Genomic DNA, 23,876 nt, shown 5'->3' with positions numbered 1-23,876 from the left:
CGGTGCCCGAAGGGGAAGCGGAGTCCCCGGAGCGCGAGCTGCACCTCAATCTGTTCGTCTATCCGGGCGGGCACCACGAGGCGGCCTGGCGCCACAGCGCCTCGGACCCGGAGCGGCTGCTGGACATCCGCTTCTACCAGGACCTGGCCCGCAGCGCCGAGGCCGCCGCCTTCGACGGCGTCTTCTTCGCCGACGGCCCGGCCCTCGCCGACAACGTCCGCTACGCGAGCCGCTTCCGCCTCGAACCCTTCACCTGGCTGTCGGCCGTCGCCGCCGCCACCGAGCGGATCGGTCTGATCGCCACCGCGTCCACGACCTACTCCGAGCCGTACAACCTCGCGCGGCTCTTCGCTTCCCTCGACCACCTCAGCCGGGGCCGCGCGGGCTGGAACATCGTCACCACCGGGGCGCCGCAGGCGGCGCAGAACTTCGGCCTCGACGCCCATCCCGTACACGCCGAACGCTACGAGCGCGCCCGGGACTTCCTCGAAGCCGTCGGCAAGCTCTGGGACAGCTGGGAGGACGACGCCCTCGTCGCCGACCAGCGCAGCGGCCTGTTCGCCGACACCGACCGCATCCACACCGTCGACCACGAGGGCCCGCTGCTGAAGGTGCGCGGCCCGCTCAACATCCCCCGCTCGCCGCAGGGCAGACCCGTGTACGTGCAGGCCGGCTCGTCGGAGGACGGACGTGCCTTCGCGGCGCGCTACGCCGAGGCCGTCTTCACCGCGCACCAGACGCTCCCCAGCGGCCAGGAGTTCTACGCGGACATCAAGCGGCGTGCGGCCCGACTCGGCCGCGATCCGCGGAAGTTGCTGGTGCTGCCCGGCATCAGCCCGTTCATCGCGTCCACCGAGGCGGAGGCCCGGCGGCTGCACGACGACTTCAACGAGCTGACGCAGCCCGAGTATTCGCTCCAGCTCCTCCACCGGCTCCTCGGAATCCGGCTGTCGCCGGAGCAGCTGGACGGGCCCGTGCCGCGTGAGCTGATCGAGACCGGCGGCGAGCGCGGCAACGGCAGCCGCTTCCAGCTCGTCCTCGACATCGTCGAACGTGAACAGCCCACCGTGCGGCAGCTGTTGCACCGGCTCGCGGGAGCGCGCGGCCACAGGGTCATCGCGGGGACGCCGGAGCAGGTCGCCGACCAGCTTCAGCAGTGGTACGAGGAGGGCGCGGCCGACGGCTTCAACGTCATGCCGCCGTGGCTGCCGGGGGGCTTCGACCTCTTCTCCGGGCACGTCGTGCCGATCCTGCGCGAACGCGGCCTCTTCCGGAGCGGCTACACCGGCCGCACGCTGCGCGAACACTACGGACTGGCACGCCCGTCGAGCCGCTACGCCCCGCGGGCCGCTCCGGCCACGGTGGCGTGACCGGCGGCCCTGAGGCCGCCGGGTGCCGGCGCCTCAGGGCCGCCCGGCCAGCGTCCCGCAGTCGGAGGCGGCGGCCTCGCCGGACAGCCGGTCGGTGAGCCAGGAGATCGCGTCACTCTGGTCCACGACGAGGGGCGCGAGGTGGTTGGTGAGCAACCCCTTGCCGAGGTCGGGCAGTTGGACGGGCTGGTACGTGACGTCCGCGCCCTTGCCGCACCAGTCCACCGCGAGGCGGCGGGCCTGAGCGTGGGGCACGATGTCGTCCTGGACACCGGTCGCCACGCGCACCGGCCCGTACGGCTTCCGCGAGCCGATCCGCTGGGCGTCGAGGGTGGCCTGGAGCTTCGGCTCGGCGGCGACGATGTCGGAGATGGACTTGCCGCTCGTCGTCCACTTACCGCTCTGTGTGAAGCCGTACTTGAAGATCGCGTCGCCCACGCACATGGTCGACAGATCGTCGAGCGCGGCCCTGCCGGCGGCGTTGATGTTCGCGTCGGCGATGTCCTCCAGGGACGGATCGGACTGGACGAAGCCGTTGACCGACCAGCCGAGCGCGCCGGCCAGCGCGCTTCCGTCGATGCCCTCGACGACGTCGGTCAGGTCGGCGGGCGGCGCGCCCGCGTACGTCCCGGCCAGCTTCACGTCCGGCGCGTACGACCGCGCCGACTCGGCGGCGGCCGCACTCGCGCCGCCGCCCTGGCTGTAGCCGAAGAGGCCGACGCGCGAGTCGGCGGTGACCGAGGCACCCTCCACATGACGGGCGGCGCGCGCCGCGTCCAGCAGGGCATGGGCCTCGTCGCGGCGGTTGACGTACGTGTGCAGCCGGTCCGTCGCACCGAGGCCCGCGTAGTCGGTGACGACCACGGCGGCCCCTTCGGCCAGCAGCCGGTAGACGGCCACGTCCTCGTAACCGACGGACACCGTCTTGCCGTTGAGCGTGACCGGGTGCTCCAGAGCGAGGGACGCCGCGCACTGGTCGCCCTGCCCCATCGTGCCCGGTGCCACGGCCACCAAGGGGCGCGGGCCGTCGCCCTTCCAGTCGGCCGACGGCTCGATGTAGGCACCGGTCACCGCGACCGGATCGCCGCCCGCGTCCGTGGACTTGTACATCAGACGGGTCGCCTCACCGGGCAGCGGACCGTCCGGGCCGGGCAGGCTCAGGCCGAGCGGCAGCGGCTCGCTCCGTACCAACGCGCCGTCGGCGCCGGGCAGTTGTGCGGGAGGGTCGTAGAACGCCGGGATCTCCACACCGCGGGAGACCGTACGCTGCGACGCGGTGGCCGAGGCCGCCGGTACGGCCTGCGCGGCGACGCAGGCGAGCGCCGCGAGGACGACCGCGGGCAGTCGGCGGCCGGGGCGGCCGAAGATCCCTCGGGCGGTGCGGCTTCTGGGTGTGCGTCCCATGGCTCTCTCCCCTCGCTCTGCTCCGGTGCGAAGTGAGGGAAAGCTAGCGGTGCCGGCGTACCCGCGGTAACCCCTCGTTCGGTTACGCATGAGTAACTATTGAGCGTGCGACGACCGCTGCCGCCACGTGGAGCGTACGAAAGCGGAGAACGCCACGGCCGCGGCGAGGGCGGCGGCCGTCGGCGGGATCGTGAACGCGGCGCCCGGCGCGAGGTGTTCGGCCGCCCAGCCCGCGGCGGCCGACCCGGACGCGATGCCGCCGACCAGCGCGGTCACGGCCAGGGTCATGCCCTCGTTCAGCCGGGCGGCGGGGACGGTCTCCTGGATCAGCGTCATGCCCGTCACCATCGCGGGAGCCGTTCCCATTCCCGCGACGAGCAGGGCCGCGCCGAGCAGCAGCAGGCTCCCGCTGCTCGCCGCCGCGAACGACACCAGCGCCAGCACGGCCATGACGCCGACGCACAGAGCGAACCGCCGCACGACCGGGCCCGTGGGCGGCCGGAGCGTGCCGACGAGGAGGCCCGCCACCGCCGAGCCCGTGGCATGGAAGGCGAGCACGACGCCAGCCGCCGCCTGCTGCCCCCGTCCGTCGGCGAAGGCGATCGTCGCGACCTCCATCGACCCGAACACGACGCCGATGCACAGGAACGTCGCCAGCAGCGGCAGCAGAGCCGGCAACCGGAGGGCGGGGGCGGTGCGTTCGGAGGTCCGCCGCTCCACCGGCGGTTCGGTGGAGCGCTGCGCCGCGAAGAGCAGCATGCCCAGCAGCAGAAGCAGCGCTCCGGTCAACATGCCGGATTCCACGAAGAGTTGCGTGCACAGGAACGCGGAGAGCGGCGGCCCCGCCATGAAGCACAGCTCGTCCGCGGCCTGTTCGAAGGAGTTGGCGGTGTGCCGGGCGGCCGGCTCGTCGCGGAAGATATGCGCCCAGCGGGCCCTGGCCATGCCGCCGGTGTTGGGCATGGTGGCGGTCGCCGCGTGGGAGGCGAACAGCGTCCAGTCCGGCGCCCCGAACCGCACGCACGCAGCGAGCGACACCGCTCCGGCCACCGCGACCAGGGAGGCGGGCAGGGCGATGCGGATCTGCCCGTACCGGTCGATGAGCCGCGCCGTCAGCGGCCCGAGGACGCCGGTCGCGGCGAGCCCCGTCGCGCTCACGGCCCCCGCCAGCGCGTACGAGCCTCGCGTGCTCGCGATCATGATGACCGCGGAGACGGTGAACATCCCCATGGGCGACCGGGCGAGCATGCTTCCGGCCGTGAAGGCCCGGGTTCCGGGCACGGCGAACAGCCGCCCGTACGGGGCGAGTCGGCGAGGTATCGCCCCCGGCGGCCGGGGTGTGCGGCCGCCGGGCGGAGGTCCGGCAGAGCCGGTCGCGGGCTTCGGACGCGCGATGAGCGTGTGGCCGGTCAGCCCCAGAAAGGGAACCCCTTCCCCGGGCGGTCGGCGAACGCCCTCGCCGTCGCTACGGTGGTCGGGGCTGCGGGGCATGTGGGCAAGACTCGCGGTCGGCCGGGCGTCCGGCCAACCGAATTCAGGGAGGGCAGCGCGTGGACGGGAGCGATCCGCACATCCACGTCGAGTCGAAGGTGGTGCACGGCGACGCCGCCGCCCGCAACATGCTGGCGTCCACGTTCGGCCTGGCCGGCGACCTGCCGAGCGCCGTCACGACCGGCTGCGGGCTGCGGGTGCCGTATGCGATGACCTCCCCGCGTCCGGACAGCGTCACTTGTCTCGCGTGCCGCGAGCACGCGCACACCGAGCATCTGCGCCTCGCGGGCGAGGTCGAACGGCTGGGCGGCATGCCCGGGTCGGTCATCAGTCCCGCCCAGGCGAAGCTGGCGGCGGACAGGCACCGAGATCTCGCGCGGAGCTTCTCCGAGCCGCAGGGCTGACGCGGACGGCCGGGACCTGTCCGCACTTCTTCGCGCTTCCTCGCGCTTCTTCGCGCTTGTTCGCGGGGCGGTGAAGGGGGAGACCGGACGGCGGGCCGGAGACCTTCAACGACGGCCGGTCTCCCCCGTGTTGGTGTGTCAGAAGCGGTCAGGCACGCCCGGGACGCGCCGGGGCACCGGCGGGTGCTCGCTCGCGTCGCGGTTCTGGTCCTTCGCCGCCTTGCAGGTGACGTCCTCGCCCGGAAGCCTTCCGGTGCTCAGATACGAGTTGACCGCACGGTTCGCGCAGGCCTTCGGGTCCTCGTCGTACACGCCGTGTCCTTCGCCGCCCGCGACGTAGACCATGCGTGAACCCTTCAGGGCCCGGTGCATGCCGCGGCCGCTGGACAGCGGGGTCTGGGAGTCCCACTGGTTCTGGACGGTGAGCGTGCCCACGTTGTTGTTCACGTCGGTGGCGGGCTCGGCGGGCTTGTCCCAGAAGGCACAGGGCGTGATGTTGGACGCGAAGTCGCCGTAGATCGGGTACTTGGCCTTGTCCCTGACGGCGTCGCGGCGGTACTGCTCGGGGTCGTGCGGCCAGGCGGCCGTGTCGCCGCAGACGACGGACCAGAAGGCGGCCGTCATGTTGTCCGTCTGCTCCTCGGGGGCCGCGAGGCCCTTCGCGTCGGGCCCGCCGTCGGCGGCCTTCTTCAGGTCCTTGACCGTGGTGGCCGCCTCCTTGGGGCTGAAGAACTGCATGCGCAGCCCCGAGCGGATGTCGTCCCCGTTGACCTTGCCGCCCTCGTACGGGATCGGCTTCTCGTCGGCGCGGGCGACGAGTGCCCAGAACGTCTTCCGGACCTTCGCGGGGGTGTCGCCGAGCTTGTAGGTGCTGTGGTGCTCGGCGGTCCACTTCGTCCAACGGGTGAACGCCGGCTCGCTGCCCGACGCCCACACCTGGATCATGCCCCGCCAGATCCGGGCGGGGTCGACCGAGCTGTCCAGGACGAAGCGGTCCGATCGCCCGGGGAACATCTGCGTGTAGACGGCGCCCAGATAGGTGCCGTAGGAGTAGCCCAGGTAGGAGATCTTCTTCTCGCCCAGCACGCCGCGGATCACGTCCATGTCGCGGGCGGTGTTGCGGGTCGTGATGTGCGGGAGCTTGTCGCCGTTCTCCTCGCGGCACTTCTTCGCGACGGTCCGGGCCCACTTGACGTCGTTGCTGAACGTCTCGGGCTTGTACGGGCGTTCGGTGTTCTGCTCCGCGGCCGAGAGGTCGCAGGTGACAGGGCTGCTCCGGCCGACGCCGCGCGGGTCGAAGCCGACGAGATCGTATTGCTCGCGGACCTTCTCGGGCAGCGTGTCCTTCATCATGACCGGCATGCTGAGGCCTTCGCCGCCCGGACCTCCGGGGTTGAAGAGCATCACGCCGTGCCGCTTGCCGGGCTCGCTCGTCTTGATCCGGGAGATGGCGAGCTTGATCTTCTTGCCGTCGGGACGGTCGTAGTCGAGCGGGACCTTGATGGTGGCGCACTGGTACGAGGCCGGCATCTTGGGATCGCAGCGGTGCCACGAGGGCTTCTGGGTCTCGTACGGTCTCAGTGGGTCCGCCGCTGCCGCCTGCGCCGAGACGAGTCCAGGGACGATCGCCGCCGCGATCCCCACGATGAGTATGGGTGGCGCTATCCGTCGTATCCGCACGACAGCCGTTCCTTCCTATCGGCATCCAGGAGGAACGACTGTGTCGTGGCGGGGAGTTGGGGCGAATCCATCTACGGGTCAGGCTTTGTACGACCTGTGACGGAGAGGCGTGGGACCTGCGGAGGACGGGGGACCCTAGGTGCTCCGCCCCGGCCGGGCGGGCGGCCTCGGGTGCGGCGTCAGGCCATCCAGAAGAAGACGGCCGTCATGCGCTTGTCCTCCATCGTGCTGCCGCAGTAACCGGTGGCCGTGTGCATCATGTTCGCGGCGTAGAGGAGCAGCCGGTTGTAGCGGTTCGGCACGCGCAGGTCCTCGGTGAAGGAGTCGGGCGGGACGAAGCGCGTGCCCAGGGCGTCGACGAGGTTGTTGTGCGGCGCCGTCACCAGGTTCCCGCCGAGGAGGCCGCCGGAGAGGCTCTGCCGGTAGAAGCTGGTGCCGCAGTCCTCGGGCGCGTCCGGGGTGAGGTAGAGCACCGCGGCGTAGCGGCACAGGTTGCGCGAATCGGTGTGCGGGCGGGGCTCGCACTCGTCCTTGCCGACGACCTGGATGCAGTTGTGGTTGAGGGTGCCGCCGCCGGGAGCGGTCTCCTGCCACAGCTCGCGTGCCCCGGTCGCCTTCTTCACCAGGCCCTCGACGCGGGCGAGTTCGGCCGGTTCCAGCCCCGGCATGGTGCGCATTCCCGGCCAGCTCTCCGGCCTGTACGGGTAGCCCTTGAGCCATTCGTCCTTCGTCAGGCAGCGGGTGCGTATGTCGTCGATGTTCGGCAGGACGTCGTCCAGCACCCAGTAGTCGCGGTCGCGCGTGGGTCTGCGGTAAGGCAGAACGGGAGGTTGTTTCGGAAGCTGTGGGGGCATGCCGTAGAACCTACGGTCCCCATTCGCCGCCGATTCCCTTCGGTTGGTCAATCCTTCGCCAACTCATCGCCATCGGGCGCTTTCTGAAGCGCATTGCGGATCGCCGAATTACCCGCGGCCCATCGCCGGTTGTCAAGGTTGTCAATTCCCGGCGAAACCCCGTACCGGGAGATCTCCCGGTACGGGGTTCATCATGCGCGCTCCGCCCTTGCTCAGCCGTGCTGGAACGACCTCAGATAGCCCGCGGCGGGCGAGCCCACGCCGGTGACGTCGTCATAGCCCGTGACGGCCTTGAGTGAGCTGTCCTTGCCGAGGGTGCGCAGCGAGGTCTTCAACCCCTCGGAGTCGTCGGCGCCGTTGGCGAAGTCGACGCGCGCCACTGCGAGTTCGGTCGTCGGACCGAGCGGGTGGTCGGTGACGTCGTGGTACGCCTTGGTACCGAACCGGGCGTAGAGGGACGGATTGGCGAAGCCGATCGGCCTGCCGTTCCCGGCCTGCTGCGCCAGTGCCTGCACGCCGGCGACGACCGGGGCGGCCAGCGAGGTGCCGCCGATGCGGTACTCGCTGTACTTCAGCGAGCCGTCGGTCTGCTGCTGCGTCTGGCCCACCAGGAAGCCGGTGTTGGGGTCGGCCACGGCCGCGACGTCGGGCAGGACGCGCTGCCGGGCCTGCCCGTTGGCCTTGGCGAGCGCGTCCGGCACGACGCCGCGCTGGTAGAACGGCTGGCCGTAGGTCTTGCTCGTGCCGCCTCCCGCGCCGGAGGTGAACGGGCCGGGCGGGCCCTTCCAGCTCTTGCCGTTCTTCGACAGCGGCGCCTGATCCGTGCCCCAACCGGTCTCGAACGTGTACGAGTCGCCCTTGCCCACGGCGAGACTCGTGCCGCCGACAGCGGTCACCCAGGGGGAGTTGGCCGGGGTGCCGACCTGCTTCGTGCCGGTGGTGGCGACGTTGTCGCCGTCGTCGCCGGAGGAGAAGTAGAAGCCGATGCCCTCGATGGCACCGAGCTGGAAGACATGGTCGTATGCGGCGGCCACGTCCGGTGTCTCGTTCTCCTCCACGTCCCCCCAGGAGTTGGAGACGACGTCGGCGAGCCTGCGGTCGACGATCTTGCTGAGCGAGTCGAGCAGGTCGGCGTCCTGGCAGGACGCGCCGCCGACGTAGGTGATGTCCGCGGCGGGCGCGAGCGCGTGCACGGCCTCCACGTCGAGGGTCTCCTCGCCGTACCAGCCCGCCGCGTCGCAGTCCTTCGTGTGGTTGTAGTCGTCGGGCAGCACCTGGCTCAACTGACCCTTGCGGTACGCCTTGTCGCCGTTGCGCCCGGCGTACTCGGAGGCATCCTCGGCGATGGACGGCGAGGCGTACGCGTCGGTGATCGCGACGGTCACGCCCTTGCCGGTCAGGCCCGTGCCGGCGGCGCCGTACGCCGCGCGCAGCTGCTTGCCGGTGTAGCCCTTGACCGCGTACGGCACGTGCTTCCCGTACGCCTCGGGAAGGCCGGTGGCCGTCCTGGAGCCGTAATAGCTGGAGAACGGGCCGGAGTTGCGGAAGACCGGGCCGGGCGGCGGCAGCGCCTCGTCGTGCCGTACGAGCTTCGGCGCGTTGTCCAGGCCGGCGACGGTCAGCACCGCCCCGCGCAGCGAGGACGGCACCGACGCGGCCTGCTGCGGCGCACGGTAGGTCTTGCCGTCCTTGGTGTAGTCGTGCAGCTGCGTGCCGAACGCCTTCTCCGCCGACGCGGCGTCGCCCGAGGCGGAGACGTAGTGCTCGCTGGTGCCGGTCACCTTCATCCCGGCCGACCTCAACCACGCGGCGACGGCGGCCTGTTGAGCCTTCGTTGGGCCGTAGCGCGCGCGTGCCTGCGCGGCTGACAGATACTTCCCGTACGACGCGGAGGCCGGGTCGGACACCGCCTTGACGCGTGCCGCCAGCCCCGAGGCGTCACGTCCGGCCAGGTAGACCCTGGGTGTCACCTTCGCGGAGTCGGCCGTACTGCCGCGGTCGGCCTTCGCCGTCGCCCACTGCGGCTTCGTGTTCTTCAGTACGTGCCGCTTGTGCGGTGAGCCGTCGGCATGAGCCGGAACGCCCATGGCCAAGGCGCCGGCGAGCAGCGGCAGTGCGGCTGCCACGGCTATGCCGGCGCGCGTTCTGAAACGGGCAATTCTCATGGAACCCCCTTCGAATTCGGTCGCGAAGTCGTCGCGGACCGCAGTGCCCGGTGGGAGGCACTGTGCTGCGCCAATATTTCGCTGATTCGCGCATGCCGGGGGAATCCGTGCCTCAAGAAAGGCCCAAGGAAAGGCAATGGAACGGCGCTTGGCGCCCTTCGCGCCGATTCCGGAGCGGGCGCGGTGGCACAGCCGGATCTCGCGCTCGACTCCGGCGGAACATGCCGGACAGGCCCGCGGTCCTTTGGAGCCTCAGCGCTTGAGCGTGAAGGTGAAGTCGCCGGAGAGCTTGCCGCGCAGCCGGACCGCCGGGACGAGGCTTTCTTCCTTGATCGGCATGACAACGACCCTGGCCTGACAGCCGAGTTGCTCCAGGATCCGGTCGTGCAGCGCCGCTCCACTGGATTTCGGGCGCCCCACCGCCGCGTCCCCGCCCGGCGGATCATGGACGAAGCGGTGCCCCGGAGCAGGTGCCGGAGCCGGGGCACGGCGACGGAAGCAGCCCAAGTGCCCCCAAGTCCCCTATTCACAAATGGAGTTGGCGCCGAAACCGGTGGGGCGCAGCCCCGCTCGAACCCGGTCAGGCCTGTTTGGGCCGAGTTCACCTTGTCACCGAGTTGTCACAGCTCTGTCCAATGAGTGCGCAAAAAACCCGACTAGTCACATTTATGTCTTCACATCTACGCTACATTTTCTCCCTCAACTAGGAGGGGGCGTGCTCGCCAGAGTGGGGAGGGCGCGAAGCAAGATGGACGAGCACTCCGTGGGGCGGCCGGACGGCGGCACCGCCCCGGTCTTCGTGGACAGCAGCGGCGGCAGGCGCCGCACCTGGCGCCGGCTCGGCTGGGCGATGGGGGCCGCCGGCGGCGGCTACGCGCTGGTCGTGGCGCTGAGCGTGATCGGCGGCAATTCGGACGCGCCCTGGGGCGTGCTGATACCAGGGGGCGACGACAAGTCCGGCGCGGCACGCGTCGTACCGGAGCAGGACGACGACGCGCAGCGGCAGTTGCCGGGGGCGTCCCCGTCCGGCACGGACGAGCCGAGCCCCGGCGCCTCCGCCCCGGCGGGGGCATCCGGCGCCGACGGAGCCCGTACGCCCGCGACTTCGTCCAAGGCGTCGCCCGGAACCCGCGCCACCTCTGGCGCGGGCGGAACGAAGGCCCCGGCGGACGGCGGCGGCAGCAAGGGCGGCGCGAGCGGCACCGACGGCGGCACGGGCGGGACGGGCTCCACGCCTGCCGACCCGCCCGCCGAGCCCGCGGCCGGCGGAGGCACCGGCTCGACGGGCGGCGGCGGCACGCCCTCCGACCCGACGACGGAGCCCGGGGAGCCGACGCCCTCGGAGTCCCCGTCGTCCCAGGGCGGCATCCTGGACCAGGTCATCGACCAGCTGGGCGGCGGCGGTTCGGCCGGCACCATGGCGGCGGGTGCCGAGTGACACGCGCCTCCACCGGGCCCAAGAGGGCCCGGCTGCCGCTGCGTTATCTGCTGCCGGCGGTCCTGCTCCTCGTCGTCGTGGTGATGCTGCTGCTGCGCGGCTACGTGCACAGCGAATTCCTCGCCGACCACCGGGTGCGGCCACCCGTCGCAACCGACGCCGTGCCCGAGAAGGTCCTCTCGGGCGGGCCCGTGGTCGACGCGCGCGGCGCGGAGACCGTCAGCCACCGCGTGCCCGACCACAAGATCGTGCTGACCTTCGACGACGGCCCCGATCCGGAGTGGACGCCGAAGATCCTCGACAAGCTCGCCGAACACCACGCGCACGCCGTCTTCTTCGTCACGGGCACCATGACGGCCCGCTATCCGGACCTGGTGCGGCGGATGATCGAGGAGGGCCACGAGGTGGGGCTGCACACCTTCAACCACCCCGACCTCTCCTACCAGTCGTCGTCCCGCATCCAGCGTGAACTCGCCCAGAGCCAGCTCGCGTTGGCGGGCGCCGCCGGCGTGCGCACGTCGCTGTTCCGGCCGCCCTACTCCTCGACCGCCGACGCGCTCGACGACGAGTCGTGGCCCGTCGTCCGCGAGATCGCGGACCGCGGCTACATCACCGCGTTCATCGACACCGACAGCGAGGACTGGGCACGTCCGGGCGTGGACGAGATCGTGCGGCGCGCCATGCCGAAGCAGCCCGGCAAGGGAGCGATCGTGCTGATGCACGACTCCGGTGGCGACCGCTCGCAGACGGTCGCCGCGCTGGACCGGATGCTTCCGCAGATGCGCGCGGAGGGTTACGAATTCCCGCGTCTGACCGAGGCGTTGGGCTCTCCCAGCCCCCACACGGCGGTGCACGGCAAGGAGTTGTGGCAGGGCCGCGCCTTCGTCGGGGCGGTCGGCGTCTCCGACAGCGTCATGGGTGTGCTCGTCGTGGCCCTGATCGTGGTCGGCGCGCTGGTCGTCGCGCGGTTCGCGATGATGCTCGTACTGTCGACGGTGCACGCGCGGCGCGTACGGAGGTTGCGCGGGCCGCCCGGCAAGCACCGGCAGCCCGTGACCCGGGCCCTGGGTCATTCCGGGAAGCGGGCTCATCCCGTGGCCGGGCCGGTGACCCAGGCCGTGACGCGACCGGTCACCGTGCTGGTGCCCGCGTACAACGAGCGCGAGTGCATAGCCCGCACCGTGCGCTCCCTCGCCGCGAACGACCATCCGCTCGAAGTGATCGTCATCGACGACGGCTCCACCGACGGCACCGCCGAGATCGTAGAGGCCCTGCGGCTGCCGGGTGTGCGCGTGCTGTGCCAGGCCAATGCCGGGAAGGCCGCCGCGCTCAACAACGGGCTGCGGCACGCCGCTTACGACCTGATCGTGATGATGGACGGCGACACGGTCTTCGAACCCTCGACGGTGCGGGAGCTCGTCCAGCCGTTCGCCGATCCGCGCGTCGGCGCCGTCGCCGGGAACGCCAAGGTCGGCAACCGCCGCAAACTGATCGGCGCGTGGCAGCACATCGAGTACGTGATGGGCTTCAACCTCGACCGCCGCATGTACGACGTACTGCGCTGCATGCCCACCATCCCCGGCGCGGTCGGGGCGTTCCGGCGTACCGCGCTGCAACGCGTCGGCGGCATGAGCGACGACACCCTCGCCGAGGACACCGACGTCACGATGGCGCTGCACCGCGACGGCTGGCGCGTGGTGTACGAGGAGCGGGCGCGGGCGTGGACGGAGGCCCCCGGAACGGTCAGGCAGCTGTGGTCGCAGCGCTACCGGTGGAGTTACGGCACGATGCAGGCGATCTGGAAGCACCGGCGCGCGGTGCTGGAGCGCGGTCCGTCGGGCCGCTTCGGCCGGGTCGGGCTGCCGCTCGTGGCGATGTTCACGGTGCTCGCGCCGCTGCTGGCACCGCTGATCGACGTATTCCTCGTCTACGGGGTGGTCTTCGGGCCCGCGCTGCGCACGGCGGTGGCATGGCTGGCCGTGCTGGTGGTGCAGGGGGCGTGCGCGGCGTATGCGTTCCGGCTGGACCGCGAGCGGCTGACGCCGCTGCTGACGCTGCCCCTTCAGCAGCTGCTCTACCGGCAGTTGATGTACGTGGTGCTGATGCAGTCGTGGATCACCGCGCTCACGGGCGGGCGTCTACGCTGGCAGAAGCTGCGCCGCACGGGGCAGTTGGGCGCGGCTCCCGACGGGGTCGGGGCGCAGCCGGCTCCGCGGCATCTTCCGGAGCCGGAGCCGGAGCCGGAGTCGGTGGCGCAGTCGGCGGTTGCGTACCTGCCGGCGTCTGCGTCGGCGTCGGCGTCCGTGTCGGTGCCGGCGTCGGGGGAGCGGCAGACGGCGCGGACGGGGGCGGGGAGTTGACCCCGCATCCCGCGCCGGACGCCGCGCCCGGCCCGGCAGCGGGCCCGGCCTCCCCGTCCGCACCCGGAGCGGCACCCGCCGCCCCCGCGCCGCCCGTACGTGACCGCTATCTGGACCTGCTGCGCGCCGTGGCCCTCGTGCGTGTGGTCGTCTACCACACCTTCAGCTGGGCCTGGCTGACCTTCCTCTTCCCGTCCATGGGCGTGATGTTCGCGCTCGCGGGCTCGCTGATGGCGCGCTCGCTGGGACGGCCCGCCCTCGGCGTCGTACGCGGCAGGGCGCGCAGGCTGCTGCTGCCGCTGTGGCTGTACGGGGCCACGCTGCTGACGCTGCTCTTCGTACAGGGATGGCGGCCGGACCGGGACGGGCTCGGCGGACTGCTGCGCATGCTGTGCTGGATCGTGCCGCTCGGCAGCCCGCCCTACCCGGAGGAGATCGGCTCCAACGGCGGCCTGCTGGACGTCACGTGGGCGATGGAGGCCGCCGGACCGCTGTGGTACCTGCGGGCCTACCTGTGGTTCGTGATCGCCTCGCCGCTGCTGCTGCGCGCCTTCCGGCGGCTGCCGTGGGCGACGCTGTTCGCACCGCTCGCCCTCACCGCGGTGGTGGGCACCGGGCTCGTCCGCATCCCCGGCGAGACCGGCGAGGCGGTCACGGACTTCGCGGTGTACGGCTCGTGCTGGCTGCTCGGCTTCGCCCACCACGACGGGCTGCTGCGGCGCGTCCCCGCGTACGCCGTGGCCTTCGCCGCGCCCGTCGCCATGGCCGCGGGACTGTGGTGGGCGAGCGGCCACCCCGGCGAGGACGGCTGGGACCTGAACGACATCCCGCTCGGCCAGGCCCTGTGGTCGTTCGGCTTCTGTCTGCTGCTGCTCCGGGTCAGCCCGTCCTGGCACCGGCTGCCGGGGCCGCTGCGGCGGCTGGAGCGTCCCGTCACGCTCGCCAACTCCCGCGCCGTCACGCTCTATCTGTGGCACCAGCCGGCGCTGATCGCGACGGTGCCGCTGCTGGACCTGCTGTGGCGCGTACCGGCGATCGGGGATTCGCAGGCCGCGTCGGACGTGCTGGAGCGCTCGTACGACGTGCTGATGTTCCTGGCCGTGTGGCCCCTCGTGGCCCTTCTGATCGCGGCGTTCGGCTGGGCCGAGGACGTGGCGGCCCGGCGCCGTCCGCGGCTGTGGCCCCGTACGGGAGCGGCCGGGGCCCGCAAGGGCGCACGGCACGCACGGTCTCAGCGGCCTCCCGGAACAGCGGGGACCTCGGAGGCAGCCGGAACAGCGGGAACAGCCGGAACGGCGGGGACAGCGGGAACAGCCGGGCCGCCGGAGACGCCTCTCACCGGCACCGCCCGCCGCAGGTGAGCGCAAGGTTTCCTGCGCGACACCTCACGGCACGGCACCGAAACGCGCCGTCCCTAGCTTCGGGTGCGACACCCGAGAATCTGTGGAGGCGCCATGAGCCCTGCGACCGCTGCGCCCGGCAGCACAACCCGGAAGGGACGCTGGATCGAGCACTGGACCCCGGAGGACGAGACGTTCTGGCGGGAGAGCGGCGAACGTGTCGCGCACCGCAACCTGCTGCTGTCCGTCGTCTCGGAGCACATCGGCTTCTCGGTCTGGACCCTGTGGTCGGTCCTCGTGCTGTTCATGGGCCCCGAGTACGGCGTCGACCCCGCCGGGAAGTTCCTGCTCATCTCGATGGCGACGCTGGTCGGCGCGGTGGCGCGCGTGCCGTACACCTTCGCGGTGGCCCGCTTCGGGGGCCGCAACTGGACGGTGATCAGCGCGAGTCTGCTGCTGGTCCCCACGGTGGCGGCCATGATCGTGATGGAGCCCGGCACGTCCTACACGACGCTCATGGTGGTCGCGCTGCTCACCGGTGTCGGCGGCGGCAACTTCGCCTCGTCCATGACCAACATCAACTCCTTCTTCCCGCTGCGCCGCAAGGGCTGGGCCCTCGGCGTCAACGCGGGCGGCGGCAACATCGGGGTGCCGGTGGTGCAGCTCGTGGGGCTCGGGGTGATCGCCGCCGCCGGCGCCGGTCATCCGCGCGTCCTGCTGGGCATCTACATCCCGCTGATCGTGGTCGCCGCCGTGTGCTCCGCGCGCTGGATGGACAACCTCGGGCCCGTGCGCAACGACACCGGGGCCGCGAAGGAGGCCGTGCGGGACGTGCACACGTGGATCATGTCCTTCCTCTACATCGGCACCTTCGGCTCGTTCATCGGCTACAGCTTCGCCTTCGGGCTGGTGCTCCAGACGCAGTTCGCGCGCACGCCCCTCCAGGCAGCCTCGCTCACCTTCCTCGGGCCGCTGCTCGGCTCGCTCGTACGCCCGCTGGGCGGGCAGCTCGCCGACCGCTTCGGCGGCGCGCGGATCACCCTGTGGAACTTCGCGGCGATGGCGGCGGCGACGCTCGTCGTCGTGGCGGCGTCCCTGCGCGAGTCCCTGCTCTTCTTCCTGGTGGGCTTCACCGTGCTGTTCGTACTGAGCGGCATCGGCAACGGCTCGACGTACAAGATGATCCCGGCGATCTTCCACTCCAAGGCGCTCGCGGCGGGGAAGGGCGGCGAGGAGGCCGCCGCGAGCGGGCGGCGCCTGTCGGGCGCGGCGATGGGCCTGATCGGCGCGGTCGGCGCGCTCGGCGGGCTGGGGATCAACCTCGCCTTCCGGCAGTCGTTTGAGACCGTGGGGACGGGGACGGCGGCATACCTCACCTTCCTGTGCTTCTACGGGGTGTGCTGTGCGGTCACCTGGGCCGTGTATCTGCGGCGTACCGACGCGCCGGAGAACATGCCGGACGGCGCCCCCGCGGCGGCGGACCGGCAGCCGGCGCCCGCCGCGCACGCCGAGGTGTGAGGAGAGCGAACGCCCGGCGTAACAGCCGGGAAACCCCGGAGTACCGGGCCGGTCATCCACTGTTGACAGGCTCGGTACTCGGTACGAACAGGGGCGGAGCGAGAAAAGACATGCGGGAACAGGCGGAACGAGGCGCGCGCGGTGCGGGAGGCGTTCCACGCACGGAGGCGCTGCGCGGAACGCACAGCGCGCAGGGCGCGCGGCCAGTGAAGCCCCTGGCCGGATTCACCGTGGGCGTCACCGCGGCCCGCCGCGCCGAGGAGCTGGGCGCGCTGCTGGAGCGGCGCGGCGCGGAGGTGCTGCACGCGCCGGCGCTGCGCATCGTCCCGCTCGCCGACGACAGCGAACTCCTCGCCGCCACCAAGGCCTTGATCGAGCAGGCGCCCGACACCGTGATCGCGACGACCGCCATCGGCTTCCGCGGCTGGGTCGAGGCCGCCGACGGCTGGGGGTTCGGCGCCGACCTGCTCAAGTGCCTGGGCGAGGTGGAGGTGCTCGCCCGCGGTCCCAAGGTGCGCGGCGCCATCCGTGCGGCCGGGCTGAAGGAGACCTGGTCGCCGGAGTCGGAGTCGATGGCCGAAGTTCTCGACCGGCTGCTCGAAGACGGCGTGGACGGGCGGCGCATCGCGCTGCAACTGCACGGCGAACCGCTGCCGGGCTTCGTGGAGTCGCTGCGGGTGGCGGGCGCGGAGGTCGTCGGGGTGCCCGTCTACCGCTGGATGCCGCCGGAGGACATCGCTCCCGTCGACCGCCTCATCGACGCGACGCTCGCCCGCGGCGTCGACGCCCTCGCCTTCACCAGCGCGCCCGCCGCGGCGTCTCTGCTGGAGCGTGCCGGGCTCCGCGGCGTGCGGGAGGCGCTGCTGGAGGCGATGCGTACGGACGTGCTCGCGGCCTGCGTGGGCCCGGTGACGGCGGCGCCGCTGGAGAACGACGGCGTGCCGACGGTGCAGCCGGAGCGCTTCCGGCTGGGCCCCCTCGTACAGCTGCTGTGCACCGAACTGCCGGGCCGGCTGCGGGCGTTGCCCGTGGCCGGGCACCGGGTCGAGATCCGCGGGCGCGCGGTCGTCGTCGACGGGGAGCTGCGGACGGTGCAGCCCGCGGGGATGGCGCTGCTGCGTGCGCTCGCGCGCCGCCCGGGCTGGGTGGTCTCGCGCGCCGAACTGCTGCGCGCGCTCCCCGGATCGGGAAGCGACGAGCACGCGGTGGAGACCGCGATGGCGCGGCTGCGCGTGGCGCTCGGCTCGCCGAAGCTGATCCAGACCGTGGTCAAGCGGGGCTACCGGCTGGCCCTCGACGCCGCCTCGGACAGCGGCAAGTACGACACGGGGGACGGCCCGGACGGCGACGCCGCGGACGCGGACGCCGCGTACGGGACCGGTCCCGGCCCCGCTCCCGGCGGCCCTACGGGCTGATGCTCTTCACGAAGTCCTTCTGGCACTGCTCCTGTTCGGCCTGCGTGGTCGCCTTCTCCGCGCAGGCCCGCAGCTCGTCGTAGTCCCCGGAGGAGACCACCGAGACGATGAAGGCGAGGACGACCGACGAGCCGACGAGGGCGAGCGCCCCGATGACCGCGCCGACGGCGGCGAGGGTGCCGTTCGTCGCCTCGCCCCGCTTGCCCCGCCGGAAGCCGACGATGCCGAAGATCAGCGCGAGCAGGCCGAGCACGATCCCGCCCAGCACCGTCCAGAACAGCAGCGCGCCCACCAGCGCGAGCGTGAGCGCGGCCACACCGAATCCGTTGCGCGGCGGGCGCGAGGACTCCCACATGCCGGGGTCGCCGCCCGGACCGGGACCGGCGCCTCCGGCGCCTTGATGTGCCTGGCCCCAGCTCTGCGGTGAAGTCGGTGAAGTCATGGCGCCCCCTCCGGCGTACTCGGCTCCCCGGTCGCCCGGGTAGCCACCTGCTGCCCGGCTTCCGCGCCGTTACTCCTGCCGGGCCAGCACGGCAGGTGCGCAGGGCACGGTCGTTCGCGTACGGTTGACGGCTGCCCTTGGGCGAGCCTGCGCATACACGCACGACCGGCGCAGACAGCCGTGGACAGCCGCACACACGGCCGCGGCGTCCGTCCTCGCCCCGCGCCGGCAGGGCCTGAACCAGCAGAAGGGGGCCGCGTCGTTGGCAGCGCAGCACGACTGGCAGCACGACTCCGTCCGCGAGCGGGAGATCCGCGAGGAGCAGAAGCACCTGGACGAGGTGTACCGGCGCCTCGAGGAGAAGATCCACGAGGCGGAGTTCCTCATGGAGGACGCCTCGAAGCGCGCCCAGGTCGGCACCCCGGGAGCGCTGGCGGAGCGTGACGCACAGGTCTTCCGCGCCGGCGTGCACCTCAACAGGCTCAACCGCGAGTTCGAGGACTTCCTCTTCGGCCGCATCGACCTGCTGACCGGCGCGGACGCCGAGCGCGGCGCGGACGGCGCCTACACCTCCGTCGAGCCCGCCGAGGGCGCGGTGCGCCCGGACGGCACCGCCGACATCGCCGAGACCCTGCATGTCGGACGCATGGGCGTGCTCGACGCCGACTACACCCCGCTCGTCATCGACTGGCGGGCACCGGCCGCGGCGCCCTTCTACCGCGCGACGCCGGTCGCTCCCGGACGCGTCGTACGGCGCCGCGTCATCCGCAGCAAGGGCCGCAAGGTCCTCGGCGTCGAGGACGATCTGCTGCGCCCGGAGATCAGCGCCCGCCTCGGCGGCGAGGAGCTGTCCGTCACCGGCGACGGCGCGCTGATGGCGGCGCTCGGGCGGGCCCGCGGGCACGCGATGCGCGACATCGTCTCGTCGATCCAGGCCGAGCAGGACCTCGTCATCCGCGCGCCCGCCGCGTCCGTCACGGAGGTCGAGGGCGGGCCGGGCACCGGCAAGACCGCCGTGGCGCTGCACCGCGCCGCCTATCTGCTCTACCAGGACAGGCGGCGCTACGCGGGCGGCATCCTCGTCGTCAGCCCGACGCCCCTGCTCGTCTCCTACACGGAGGGCGTGCTGCCCTCGCTCGGCGAGGAGGGACAGGTCGCCGTGCGGGCCCTCGGGTCGCTCGTCGAGGGCGCCGAGGCCACCACGTTCGACGAGCAGCACGTCGCCCGGATCAAGGGATCGGCACGCATGGCGAAGCTGCTGCACAAGGCGGCACGCGCCGCGCTGGACGCCGGCCGCGTGCCGGACGTGCTCCGGGTCGTGGCCTTCCGCAACCGCGTCGAGCTGGACGCGGCCGAGCTGCGCCAGGTGCGGCGGCAGGTGCTCGGCGGCACCGCGCCCGTCAACCTGATGCGTCCGCGCGCCCGCAAGTTCCTGCTGGACGCGCTGTGGGAGAAGTCGGGGGCTGGCCGCCGGCACACCGATCCGGAGCTGGCGGCTGAGGCACGTGAGGCCTTCGACGAGGAGGTCTCGTACGAGGACGACTTCATCGACTTCCTCGACGCGTGGTGGCCCGAGCTGACGCCGCGCCGGGTGCTCGCGTCGCTCGCCGACGAGGACAACCTGGCCCGCATCGCCGGCCTGTCCGCGCGCTCGTCCAGGCGCGCGGGTTCCGGCCGTACGGCGTCTCGCGGCCGCGGCGGGCGCCGGCTGCTGGACGCCGCCGAGGTCGCCGCCCTCGCCGGCTCGCTGCGCCGTCTCGACGCGGACGGCGAGGGCCCGCTCTCCGTGCACGACGTCGCGCTCCTGGACGAGCTGCGCGTACTGCTCGGCGCGCCCGCCGCGCCTCGCGGCCGCGAGGCCGACGCGTCCCACGGCGAGGAGCCCCATCTGGCCGCGGCATGGGAGAGCCTCGCCGAACAGCTCAGCGGACTGGACGAGTTGACGACGGCGGCCGACCGGGACCCCACCGCCCGCCGCGACCGCGCGGCGGAGCGGCAGGCCGAGGAGCGCACCGACTACGCGCACGTCATCGTCGACGAGGCACAGGATCTGACGCCCATGCAGTGGCGGATGGTCGGCCGCCGCGGCCGCCACGCCACCTGGACGGTCGTCGGCGACCCGGCCCAGAGCTCCTGGCCGGACACGGAGGAGGCCGGCGAGGCACGCGCGGAGGCACTGGGCTCGCGCCCGCGCCGCCGCTTCGAACTGACCGTCAACTACCGCAATCCCGCCGAGATCGCGGAGCTCGCGGACCGGGTGCTGGCCCGTGCGATGCCGGGCATGGCGCCCCCGAAGGCGGTGCGCTCGACGGGCCTGCGTCCCCGTTTCGCCGCCGTGCGGGGCGAGTTGGGGGCGGCCGTGCGCGAGGAGGCGCAGCGCGCGCTGGCGGAGGTGGAGGGCACGGTCGGCGTCGTCGTCCCGATGAGCCGCAGAGACGAGGCCCGCGAGTGGCTCGCCGGGCTCGGCGACCGCGTGGTGACGCTGGGAAGCCTGGAGGCCAAGGGACTTGAGTACGACGCGACGCTCGTGGTCTCGCCCGCGGAGATCGCCGGCACCTCGGCGGACGGGGCCGGAGTGCGGGCCGATGCCGGTGACGGAACCGGTGACGGAGTCGGGTCCACCGGCCGCGGCACCGCCCGGGACGGAGCCCCGGGGGGAGCGGCGACGGCGGGCCTGCGAGTGCTGTACGTGGCCCTGACGCGGGCGACACAGCGGCTGACGGTGCTGTCCGCGGAGCGGGATCTGCCGGACGCGGAGGGTGTTCCGGAACTGCTCGGCGACTGACGAAAATCGCTGCCGGGGAAGGGAATCGCTCCCGGGAGCTGTTTGTTAGCCTGGATGTGGCACCGGCCCGATCCATGCCCCCGGGCCCAACCATTGTCGCTTCGAGCGACCACTTGCCGCGAGGCGAGCTGGCGGGTCGGTGTCACCAAAGACTTCTCGAGCTTCCGCTTCGGTGAAGCTCTTCGAAGGGGTTCGCGCCGCCGGCTCTCAGCCGATGATGCGGACCCCTTCCGCCTGCGGGCCCTTGCGGCCCTCCGCGATCTCGAACTCGACGCGCTGGGTGTCCTGCAGACTGCGGTAGCCCTCTCCGTGGATCGAGCTGTAGTGGACGAATACGTCCGGTCCGCCGTCCTCCTGGGCGATGAAGCCGTAGCCCTTCTCGGCGTTGAACCACTTGACGGTGCCCTGAGCCATTCCTGGTCTCCCTGTATGCATATGGGGTTTGCGGGCCGATCCTAGGCTGAGTTAGGGCGCTTTGAAGTGATTTGGGGCGTAGACACAGATTTTCGCGCCGGTGCCGAAAGAAGGGGGCCGAAGGAGCTCCGATCACGGTCATCTCGTACTGTGGAAGGCTCTTTCCGCACTGAGAGCCGGCCGGGACCGCGGGTTACCTCGTACCGGAGGGTAGGTGGGACGATCTGTTGACGCGCCCCACCCCGGGAAGCCGATACTTCGGCGCCCGGTTCTGTGCGGCACTACGCGTCAAGGGAAAGCAGAGGGAAGTCGGCAATGAGCGCGCCCAGCGTCTCCTACTCGATGACTGTCCGCTTGGAGGTTCCCGCCGGAGGGACCGCGGTCAGCCAGATCACCACGGTCGTGGAGTCGTCGGGCGGTTCGGTCACCGGCCTCGATGTCACCGCTTCGGGGCACGAGCGGCTCCGAATCGACGTCACGATCGCCGCCTCGTCCACCGCGCACGCCGACGAGATCGTGGCGAAGCTGCGGGACATCGAGGGCGTCGCGCTCGGGAAGGTCTCCGACCGTACGTTCCTGATGCACCTCGGCGGCAAGATCGAGATGTCGTCGAAGCACCCCATTCGCAATCGCGACGATCTCTCCATGGTCTACACGCCGGGCGTGGCCCGCGTGTGCACGCAGATCGCCGAACACCCCGAGGACGCACGGCGGTTGACGATCAAGCGGAACAGCGTCGCCGTGGTCACCGACGGCTCGGCCGTGCTGGGCCTCGGCAACATCGGCCCGCAGGCGGCGCTGCCCGTCATGGAGGGCAAGGCGGCGCTCTTCAAGCGCTTCGCCGGCATCGACGCCTGGCCGATCTGCCTGGACACCCAGGACACGGACATGATCGTGGAGATCGTTCGGTCGCTGGCGCCGGGCTTCGCCGGGATCAATCTGGAGGACATCTCCGCGCCGCGCTGCTTCGAGATCGAGGCGCGCCTGCGGGAGCTCGTCGACATCCCCGTCTTCCACGACGACCAGCACGGCACGGCCATCGTCGTGCTCGCGGCGCTGTTCAACGCGCTGCGCGTCGTCGACAAGCGCATCGAGGACATCCGCGTGGTGATGTCCGGCGCGGGCGCCGCCGGGACGGCGATCCTGAAGCTGCTGCTGGAGGCGGGCGTCAAGCACGCGATCGTCGCCGACATCCACGGCGTGGTGCACGACGGGCGCGAGGACCTCGTCGGCGAGGCCGAGGGCTCGCCGCTGCGCTGGATCGCGGACAACACCAACTCCGAAGGCGTCACGGGCACGTTGAAGGACGCCGTCGTCGGTACGGACGTCTTCATCGGCGTCTCCGCGCCGGACGTGCTCGACGGCACCGACGTGGCGCGCATGGCGGAGGGCGCGATCGTGTTCGCTCTCGCCAATCCCGACCCGGAGGTCGACCCGGCGGTGGCGCGCGAGACGGCCTCCGTCGTGGCCACCGGGCGCTCCGACTTCCCGAACCAGATCAACAACGTGCTGGTCTTCCCCGGCGTCTTCCGCGGGCTGCTGGACGCGCAGTCGCGGTCCGTCAACGACGAGATGATGCTGGCCGCAGCGCGGGCGCTCGCCGACGTGGTGCTGGAGGACGAGCTGAACCCGAACTACATCATTCCGAGCGTCTTCAACGAGAAGGTCTCGGGCGCCGTGGCCGGCGCCGTGCGGGACGCGGCGCGCGCCGCCGGGGAGGCGGCCATCGCTCCCGCGCCCACGGCGACGGTGGGCGCCGCCACCGTGGCGGAGGCCTCCGCGGACTGACCGGTCACGCCGGCGCCCGGCCCCCGTGCGCGCCGCCGCCGGCGCCACTCGCCCCGTGCCGAGCGGTTTGCACGGACCGCGAGGGGTACCCACGGCCCGGTGGGCTCATGCCGGAAGCAGACCGGATCCGGGCCGCTCACCGCGTGGTGGCACGGCGCGTCGCGAGGTGCAGGGCTACGGCGCCCCCTCTAGGGTTGCGGCAGACACAAGCCTGTGGGGCGTCAGCACAGCGGGGACATCGCCGCCGCTCGTGTGACTCCGCAGCTGCCAGTGCCTTCCGGATTGGCTTTCCCGCCATACGTAGGGGCAGGATTCGTCCCCGGGGACTTCGTCCTGGGGATTCCCCAAGGGGCGGGAGGGTCTCAAAGCAGACCCTGGTCAGGGGACTGTCCGAGGGCCCTGGCAGCATCGGCTTCGATCTCACGCCTCATCGGCAAGAAGAACACGGGAGTAACGAGTTATGAACCGCAGTGAGCTGGTGGCCGCTCTCTCCGAGCGCGCCGAGGTGACCCGTAAGGACGCCGACGCCGTTCTGGCCGCCCTCGCCGAGACCGTCGGCGAGGTCGTCTCCAAGGGCGACGAGAAGGTCACCATCCCCGGTTTCCTCACCTTCGAGCGCACGCACCGTGCGGCCCGTACCGCGCGGAACCCGCAGACCGGAGACCCGATCGAGATTCCGGCCGGGTACAGCGTGAAGGTGTCGGCCGGCTCCAAGCTCAAGGAATCCGCCAAGGGCAAGTAAGGGCCCGCAGGACCGGAGCTGCCGACGGCGGCTCCGGGCCACGCACGGCGGGGCGGTCACCCGGAGAACCGGGTGGCCGCCCTTCGTGCGTCTGTGGGGCCCGCACCGCGTGTGCACCCGGCGCGACGGACGTACCGGACGTACCGGACAGGCGGGCGTCCGCATGCTGGATGGCGGGCGTGGGCTTTCTCACCCCGACGACGCCCGCGGGCGTCCGTCACGCGCCCGCGACGGGCCCTGCCGGACGGACTCACGCGGCTCCGTCG

17 protein-coding genes and 1 pseudogene are annotated in these 23,876 nt (G+C 71.9%); 11 read left to right on the top strand and 7 right to left on the bottom strand.

Features of this window, described 5'->3' with window-relative positions:
- Positions 1 to 2: 2 nt before the first annotated feature.
- Positions 3 to 1,370: an LLM class flavin-dependent oxidoreductase gene (locus tag QQM67_RS21255; protein ID WP_314175647.1), complete on the top strand. Its 1,368-nt coding sequence runs from the start codon at positions 3 to 5 to the stop codon at positions 1,368 to 1,370.
- A gap of 33 nt (positions 1,371 to 1,403) precedes the next feature.
- Here QQM67_RS21255 and QQM67_RS21250 read toward each other — a convergent pair whose 3' ends face one another.
- A complete protein-coding gene (locus QQM67_RS21250; protein WP_314175563.1) occupies positions 1,404 to 2,774 on the bottom strand; it encodes a lipase family protein in 1,371 nt (456 codons plus the stop codon).
- Between the two features lie 96 nt (positions 2,775 to 2,870).
- Positions 2,871 to 4,265: an MFS transporter gene (locus QQM67_RS21245; protein ID WP_399067266.1), complete on the bottom strand. Its 1,395-nt coding sequence runs from the start codon at positions 4,263 to 4,265 to the stop codon at positions 2,871 to 2,873.
- Between the two features lie 59 nt (positions 4,266 to 4,324).
- Between QQM67_RS21245 and QQM67_RS21240 the strand changes: the two genes are divergently transcribed.
- Entirely contained in the window at positions 4,325 to 4,669 is a 345-nt protein-coding gene (locus tag QQM67_RS21240) for a hypothetical protein (protein WP_314175562.1), read from the top strand.
- Positions 4,670 to 4,807: 138 nt separating this feature from the next.
- Here the strand turns inward: QQM67_RS21240 and QQM67_RS21235 are convergent, their stop codons facing one another.
- The 3 genes from QQM67_RS21235 to QQM67_RS21225 all read right to left on the bottom strand — a co-directional run bounded on the left by QQM67_RS21235 (position 4,808) and on the right by QQM67_RS21225 (position 9,368).
- Positions 4,808 to 6,349, bottom strand: coding sequence for an alpha/beta hydrolase (locus QQM67_RS21235; RefSeq protein WP_314175561.1), 1,542 nt, complete (start codon positions 6,347 to 6,349; stop codon positions 4,808 to 4,810).
- 179 nt (positions 6,350 to 6,528) lie between these two features.
- The gene (locus tag QQM67_RS21230) at positions 6,529 to 7,203 is read right to left on the bottom strand and encodes a DUF6445 family protein (RefSeq protein ID WP_314175560.1); all 675 of its coding nucleotides are present in this window, start codon (positions 7,201 to 7,203) and stop codon (positions 6,529 to 6,531) included.
- A gap of 212 nt (positions 7,204 to 7,415) precedes the next feature.
- Positions 7,416 to 9,368: a S53 family peptidase gene (locus QQM67_RS21225; RefSeq protein WP_314175559.1), complete on the bottom strand. Its 1,953-nt coding sequence runs from the start codon at positions 9,366 to 9,368 to the stop codon at positions 7,416 to 7,418.
- Positions 9,369 to 9,695: 327 nt separating this feature from the next.
- On the opposite strand from QQM67_RS21225, the pseudogene QQM67_RS30775 reads away from it, so the two are divergent.
- The 6 genes and pseudogenes from QQM67_RS30775 to QQM67_RS21195 all read left to right on the top strand — a co-directional run.
- Positions 9,696 to 9,767: pseudogene (locus QQM67_RS30775) on the top strand (DUF1062 domain-containing protein); the annotation flags it as partial.
- A gap of 349 nt (positions 9,768 to 10,116) precedes the next feature.
- Positions 10,117 to 10,806: a hypothetical protein gene (locus tag QQM67_RS21215; RefSeq protein ID WP_314175558.1), complete on the top strand. Its 690-nt coding sequence runs from the start codon at positions 10,117 to 10,119 to the stop codon at positions 10,804 to 10,806.
- A 38-nt stretch (positions 10,807 to 10,844) separates the two neighbouring features.
- On the top strand, positions 10,845 to 13,166 hold the full coding sequence (locus tag QQM67_RS21210; RefSeq protein ID WP_399067305.1) for a glycosyltransferase: 2,322 nt from the start codon (positions 10,845 to 10,847) through the stop codon (positions 13,164 to 13,166).
- On the top strand, positions 13,163 to 14,527 hold the full coding sequence (locus QQM67_RS21205; RefSeq protein ID WP_314175557.1) for an acyltransferase family protein: 1,365 nt from the start codon (positions 13,163 to 13,165) through the stop codon (positions 14,525 to 14,527). Before QQM67_RS21210 ends, QQM67_RS21205 begins: the two co-directional genes overlap by 4 nt.
- Before the next feature lie 93 nt (positions 14,528 to 14,620).
- The gene (locus QQM67_RS21200; protein ID WP_314175556.1) at positions 14,621 to 16,024 is read left to right on the top strand and encodes a nitrate/nitrite transporter; all 1,404 of its coding nucleotides are present in this window, start codon (positions 14,621 to 14,623) and stop codon (positions 16,022 to 16,024) included.
- 110 nt (positions 16,025 to 16,134) lie between these two features.
- Positions 16,135 to 17,439: a uroporphyrinogen-III synthase gene (locus QQM67_RS21195; RefSeq protein WP_314175555.1), complete on the top strand. Its 1,305-nt coding sequence runs from the start codon at positions 16,135 to 16,137 to the stop codon at positions 17,437 to 17,439.
- On the opposite strand, the gene QQM67_RS21190 is transcribed toward QQM67_RS21195, so the two are convergent.
- On the bottom strand, positions 17,429 to 17,881 hold the full coding sequence (locus QQM67_RS21190) for a DUF4190 domain-containing protein (RefSeq protein WP_314175554.1): 453 nt from the start codon (positions 17,879 to 17,881) through the stop codon (positions 17,429 to 17,431). The genes QQM67_RS21195 and QQM67_RS21190 overlap by 11 nt on opposite strands.
- A gap of 262 nt (positions 17,882 to 18,143) precedes the next feature.
- Between QQM67_RS21190 and QQM67_RS21185 the strand changes: the two genes are divergently transcribed.
- Positions 18,144 to 20,666, top strand: coding sequence for a HelD family protein (locus QQM67_RS21185; RefSeq protein ID WP_314175553.1), 2,523 nt, complete (start codon positions 18,144 to 18,146; stop codon positions 20,664 to 20,666).
- 207 nt (positions 20,667 to 20,873) lie between these two features.
- Here QQM67_RS21185 and QQM67_RS21180 read toward each other — a convergent pair whose 3' ends face one another.
- Positions 20,874 to 21,080 carry a cold-shock protein gene (locus tag QQM67_RS21180; protein WP_028433118.1) on the bottom strand — a complete coding sequence of 69 codons (207 nt, stop codon included), beginning with the start codon at positions 21,078 to 21,080 and terminating at the stop codon, positions 20,874 to 20,876.
- A 315-nt stretch (positions 21,081 to 21,395) separates the two neighbouring features.
- Between QQM67_RS21180 and QQM67_RS21175 the strand changes: the two genes are divergently transcribed.
- Positions 21,396 to 22,868 (top strand): NAD-dependent malic enzyme, encoded by a 1,473-nt coding sequence (locus tag QQM67_RS21175; RefSeq protein WP_314175552.1) that lies wholly within the window; start codon positions 21,396 to 21,398, stop codon positions 22,866 to 22,868.
- Between the two features lie 460 nt (positions 22,869 to 23,328).
- Positions 23,329 to 23,610, top strand: coding sequence for an HU family DNA-binding protein (locus QQM67_RS21170; protein ID WP_028433116.1), 282 nt, complete (start codon positions 23,329 to 23,331; stop codon positions 23,608 to 23,610).
- Positions 23,611 to 23,876 lie beyond the last annotated feature (266 nt).

Source organism: Streptomyces winkii (assembly GCF_032248595.1).
Lineage (GTDB): Bacteria > Actinomycetota > Actinomycetes > Streptomycetales > Streptomycetaceae > Streptomyces > Streptomyces winkii.
Note: the sequence above shows the minus strand (reverse complement) of the source record. Positions and strands in the feature narration are given on the sequence as shown.

What these genes read in the sequence shown, in the direction of transcription:
- QQM67_RS21250 (WP_314175563.1), bottom strand. Translation starts at nt 2,774, where the DNA reads ATGGGACGCACACCCAGAAGCCGCACCGCCCGAGGGATCTTCGGCCGC.
- QQM67_RS21245 (WP_399067266.1), bottom strand. Translation starts at nt 4,265, where the DNA reads ATGCCCCGCAGCCCCGACCACCGTAGCGACGGCGAGGGCGTTCGCCGA.
- QQM67_RS21230 (WP_314175560.1), bottom strand. Translation starts at nt 7,203, where the DNA reads ATGCCCCCACAGCTTCCGAAACAACCTCCCGTTCTGCCTTACCGCAGA.
- QQM67_RS21225 (WP_314175559.1), bottom strand. Translation starts at nt 9,368, where the DNA reads ATGAGAATTGCCCGTTTCAGAACGCGCGCCGGCATAGCCGTGGCAGCC.
- QQM67_RS21215 (WP_314175558.1), top strand. Translation starts at nt 10,117, where the DNA reads ATGGACGAGCACTCCGTGGGGCGGCCGGACGGCGGCACCGCCCCGGTC.
- QQM67_RS21200 (WP_314175556.1), top strand. Translation starts at nt 14,621, where the DNA reads ATGAGCCCTGCGACCGCTGCGCCCGGCAGCACAACCCGGAAGGGACGC.
- QQM67_RS21195 (WP_314175555.1), top strand. Translation starts at nt 16,135, where the DNA reads ATGCGGGAACAGGCGGAACGAGGCGCGCGCGGTGCGGGAGGCGTTCCA.
- QQM67_RS21190 (WP_314175554.1), bottom strand. Translation starts at nt 17,881, where the DNA reads ATGACTTCACCGACTTCACCGCAGAGCTGGGGCCAGGCACATCAAGGC.
- QQM67_RS21180 (WP_028433118.1), bottom strand. Translation starts at nt 21,080, where the DNA reads ATGGCTCAGGGCACCGTCAAGTGGTTCAACGCCGAGAAGGGCTACGGC.
- QQM67_RS21175 (WP_314175552.1), top strand. Translation starts at nt 21,396, where the DNA reads ATGAGCGCGCCCAGCGTCTCCTACTCGATGACTGTCCGCTTGGAGGTT.
- QQM67_RS21170 (WP_028433116.1), top strand. Translation starts at nt 23,329, where the DNA reads ATGAACCGCAGTGAGCTGGTGGCCGCTCTCTCCGAGCGCGCCGAGGTG.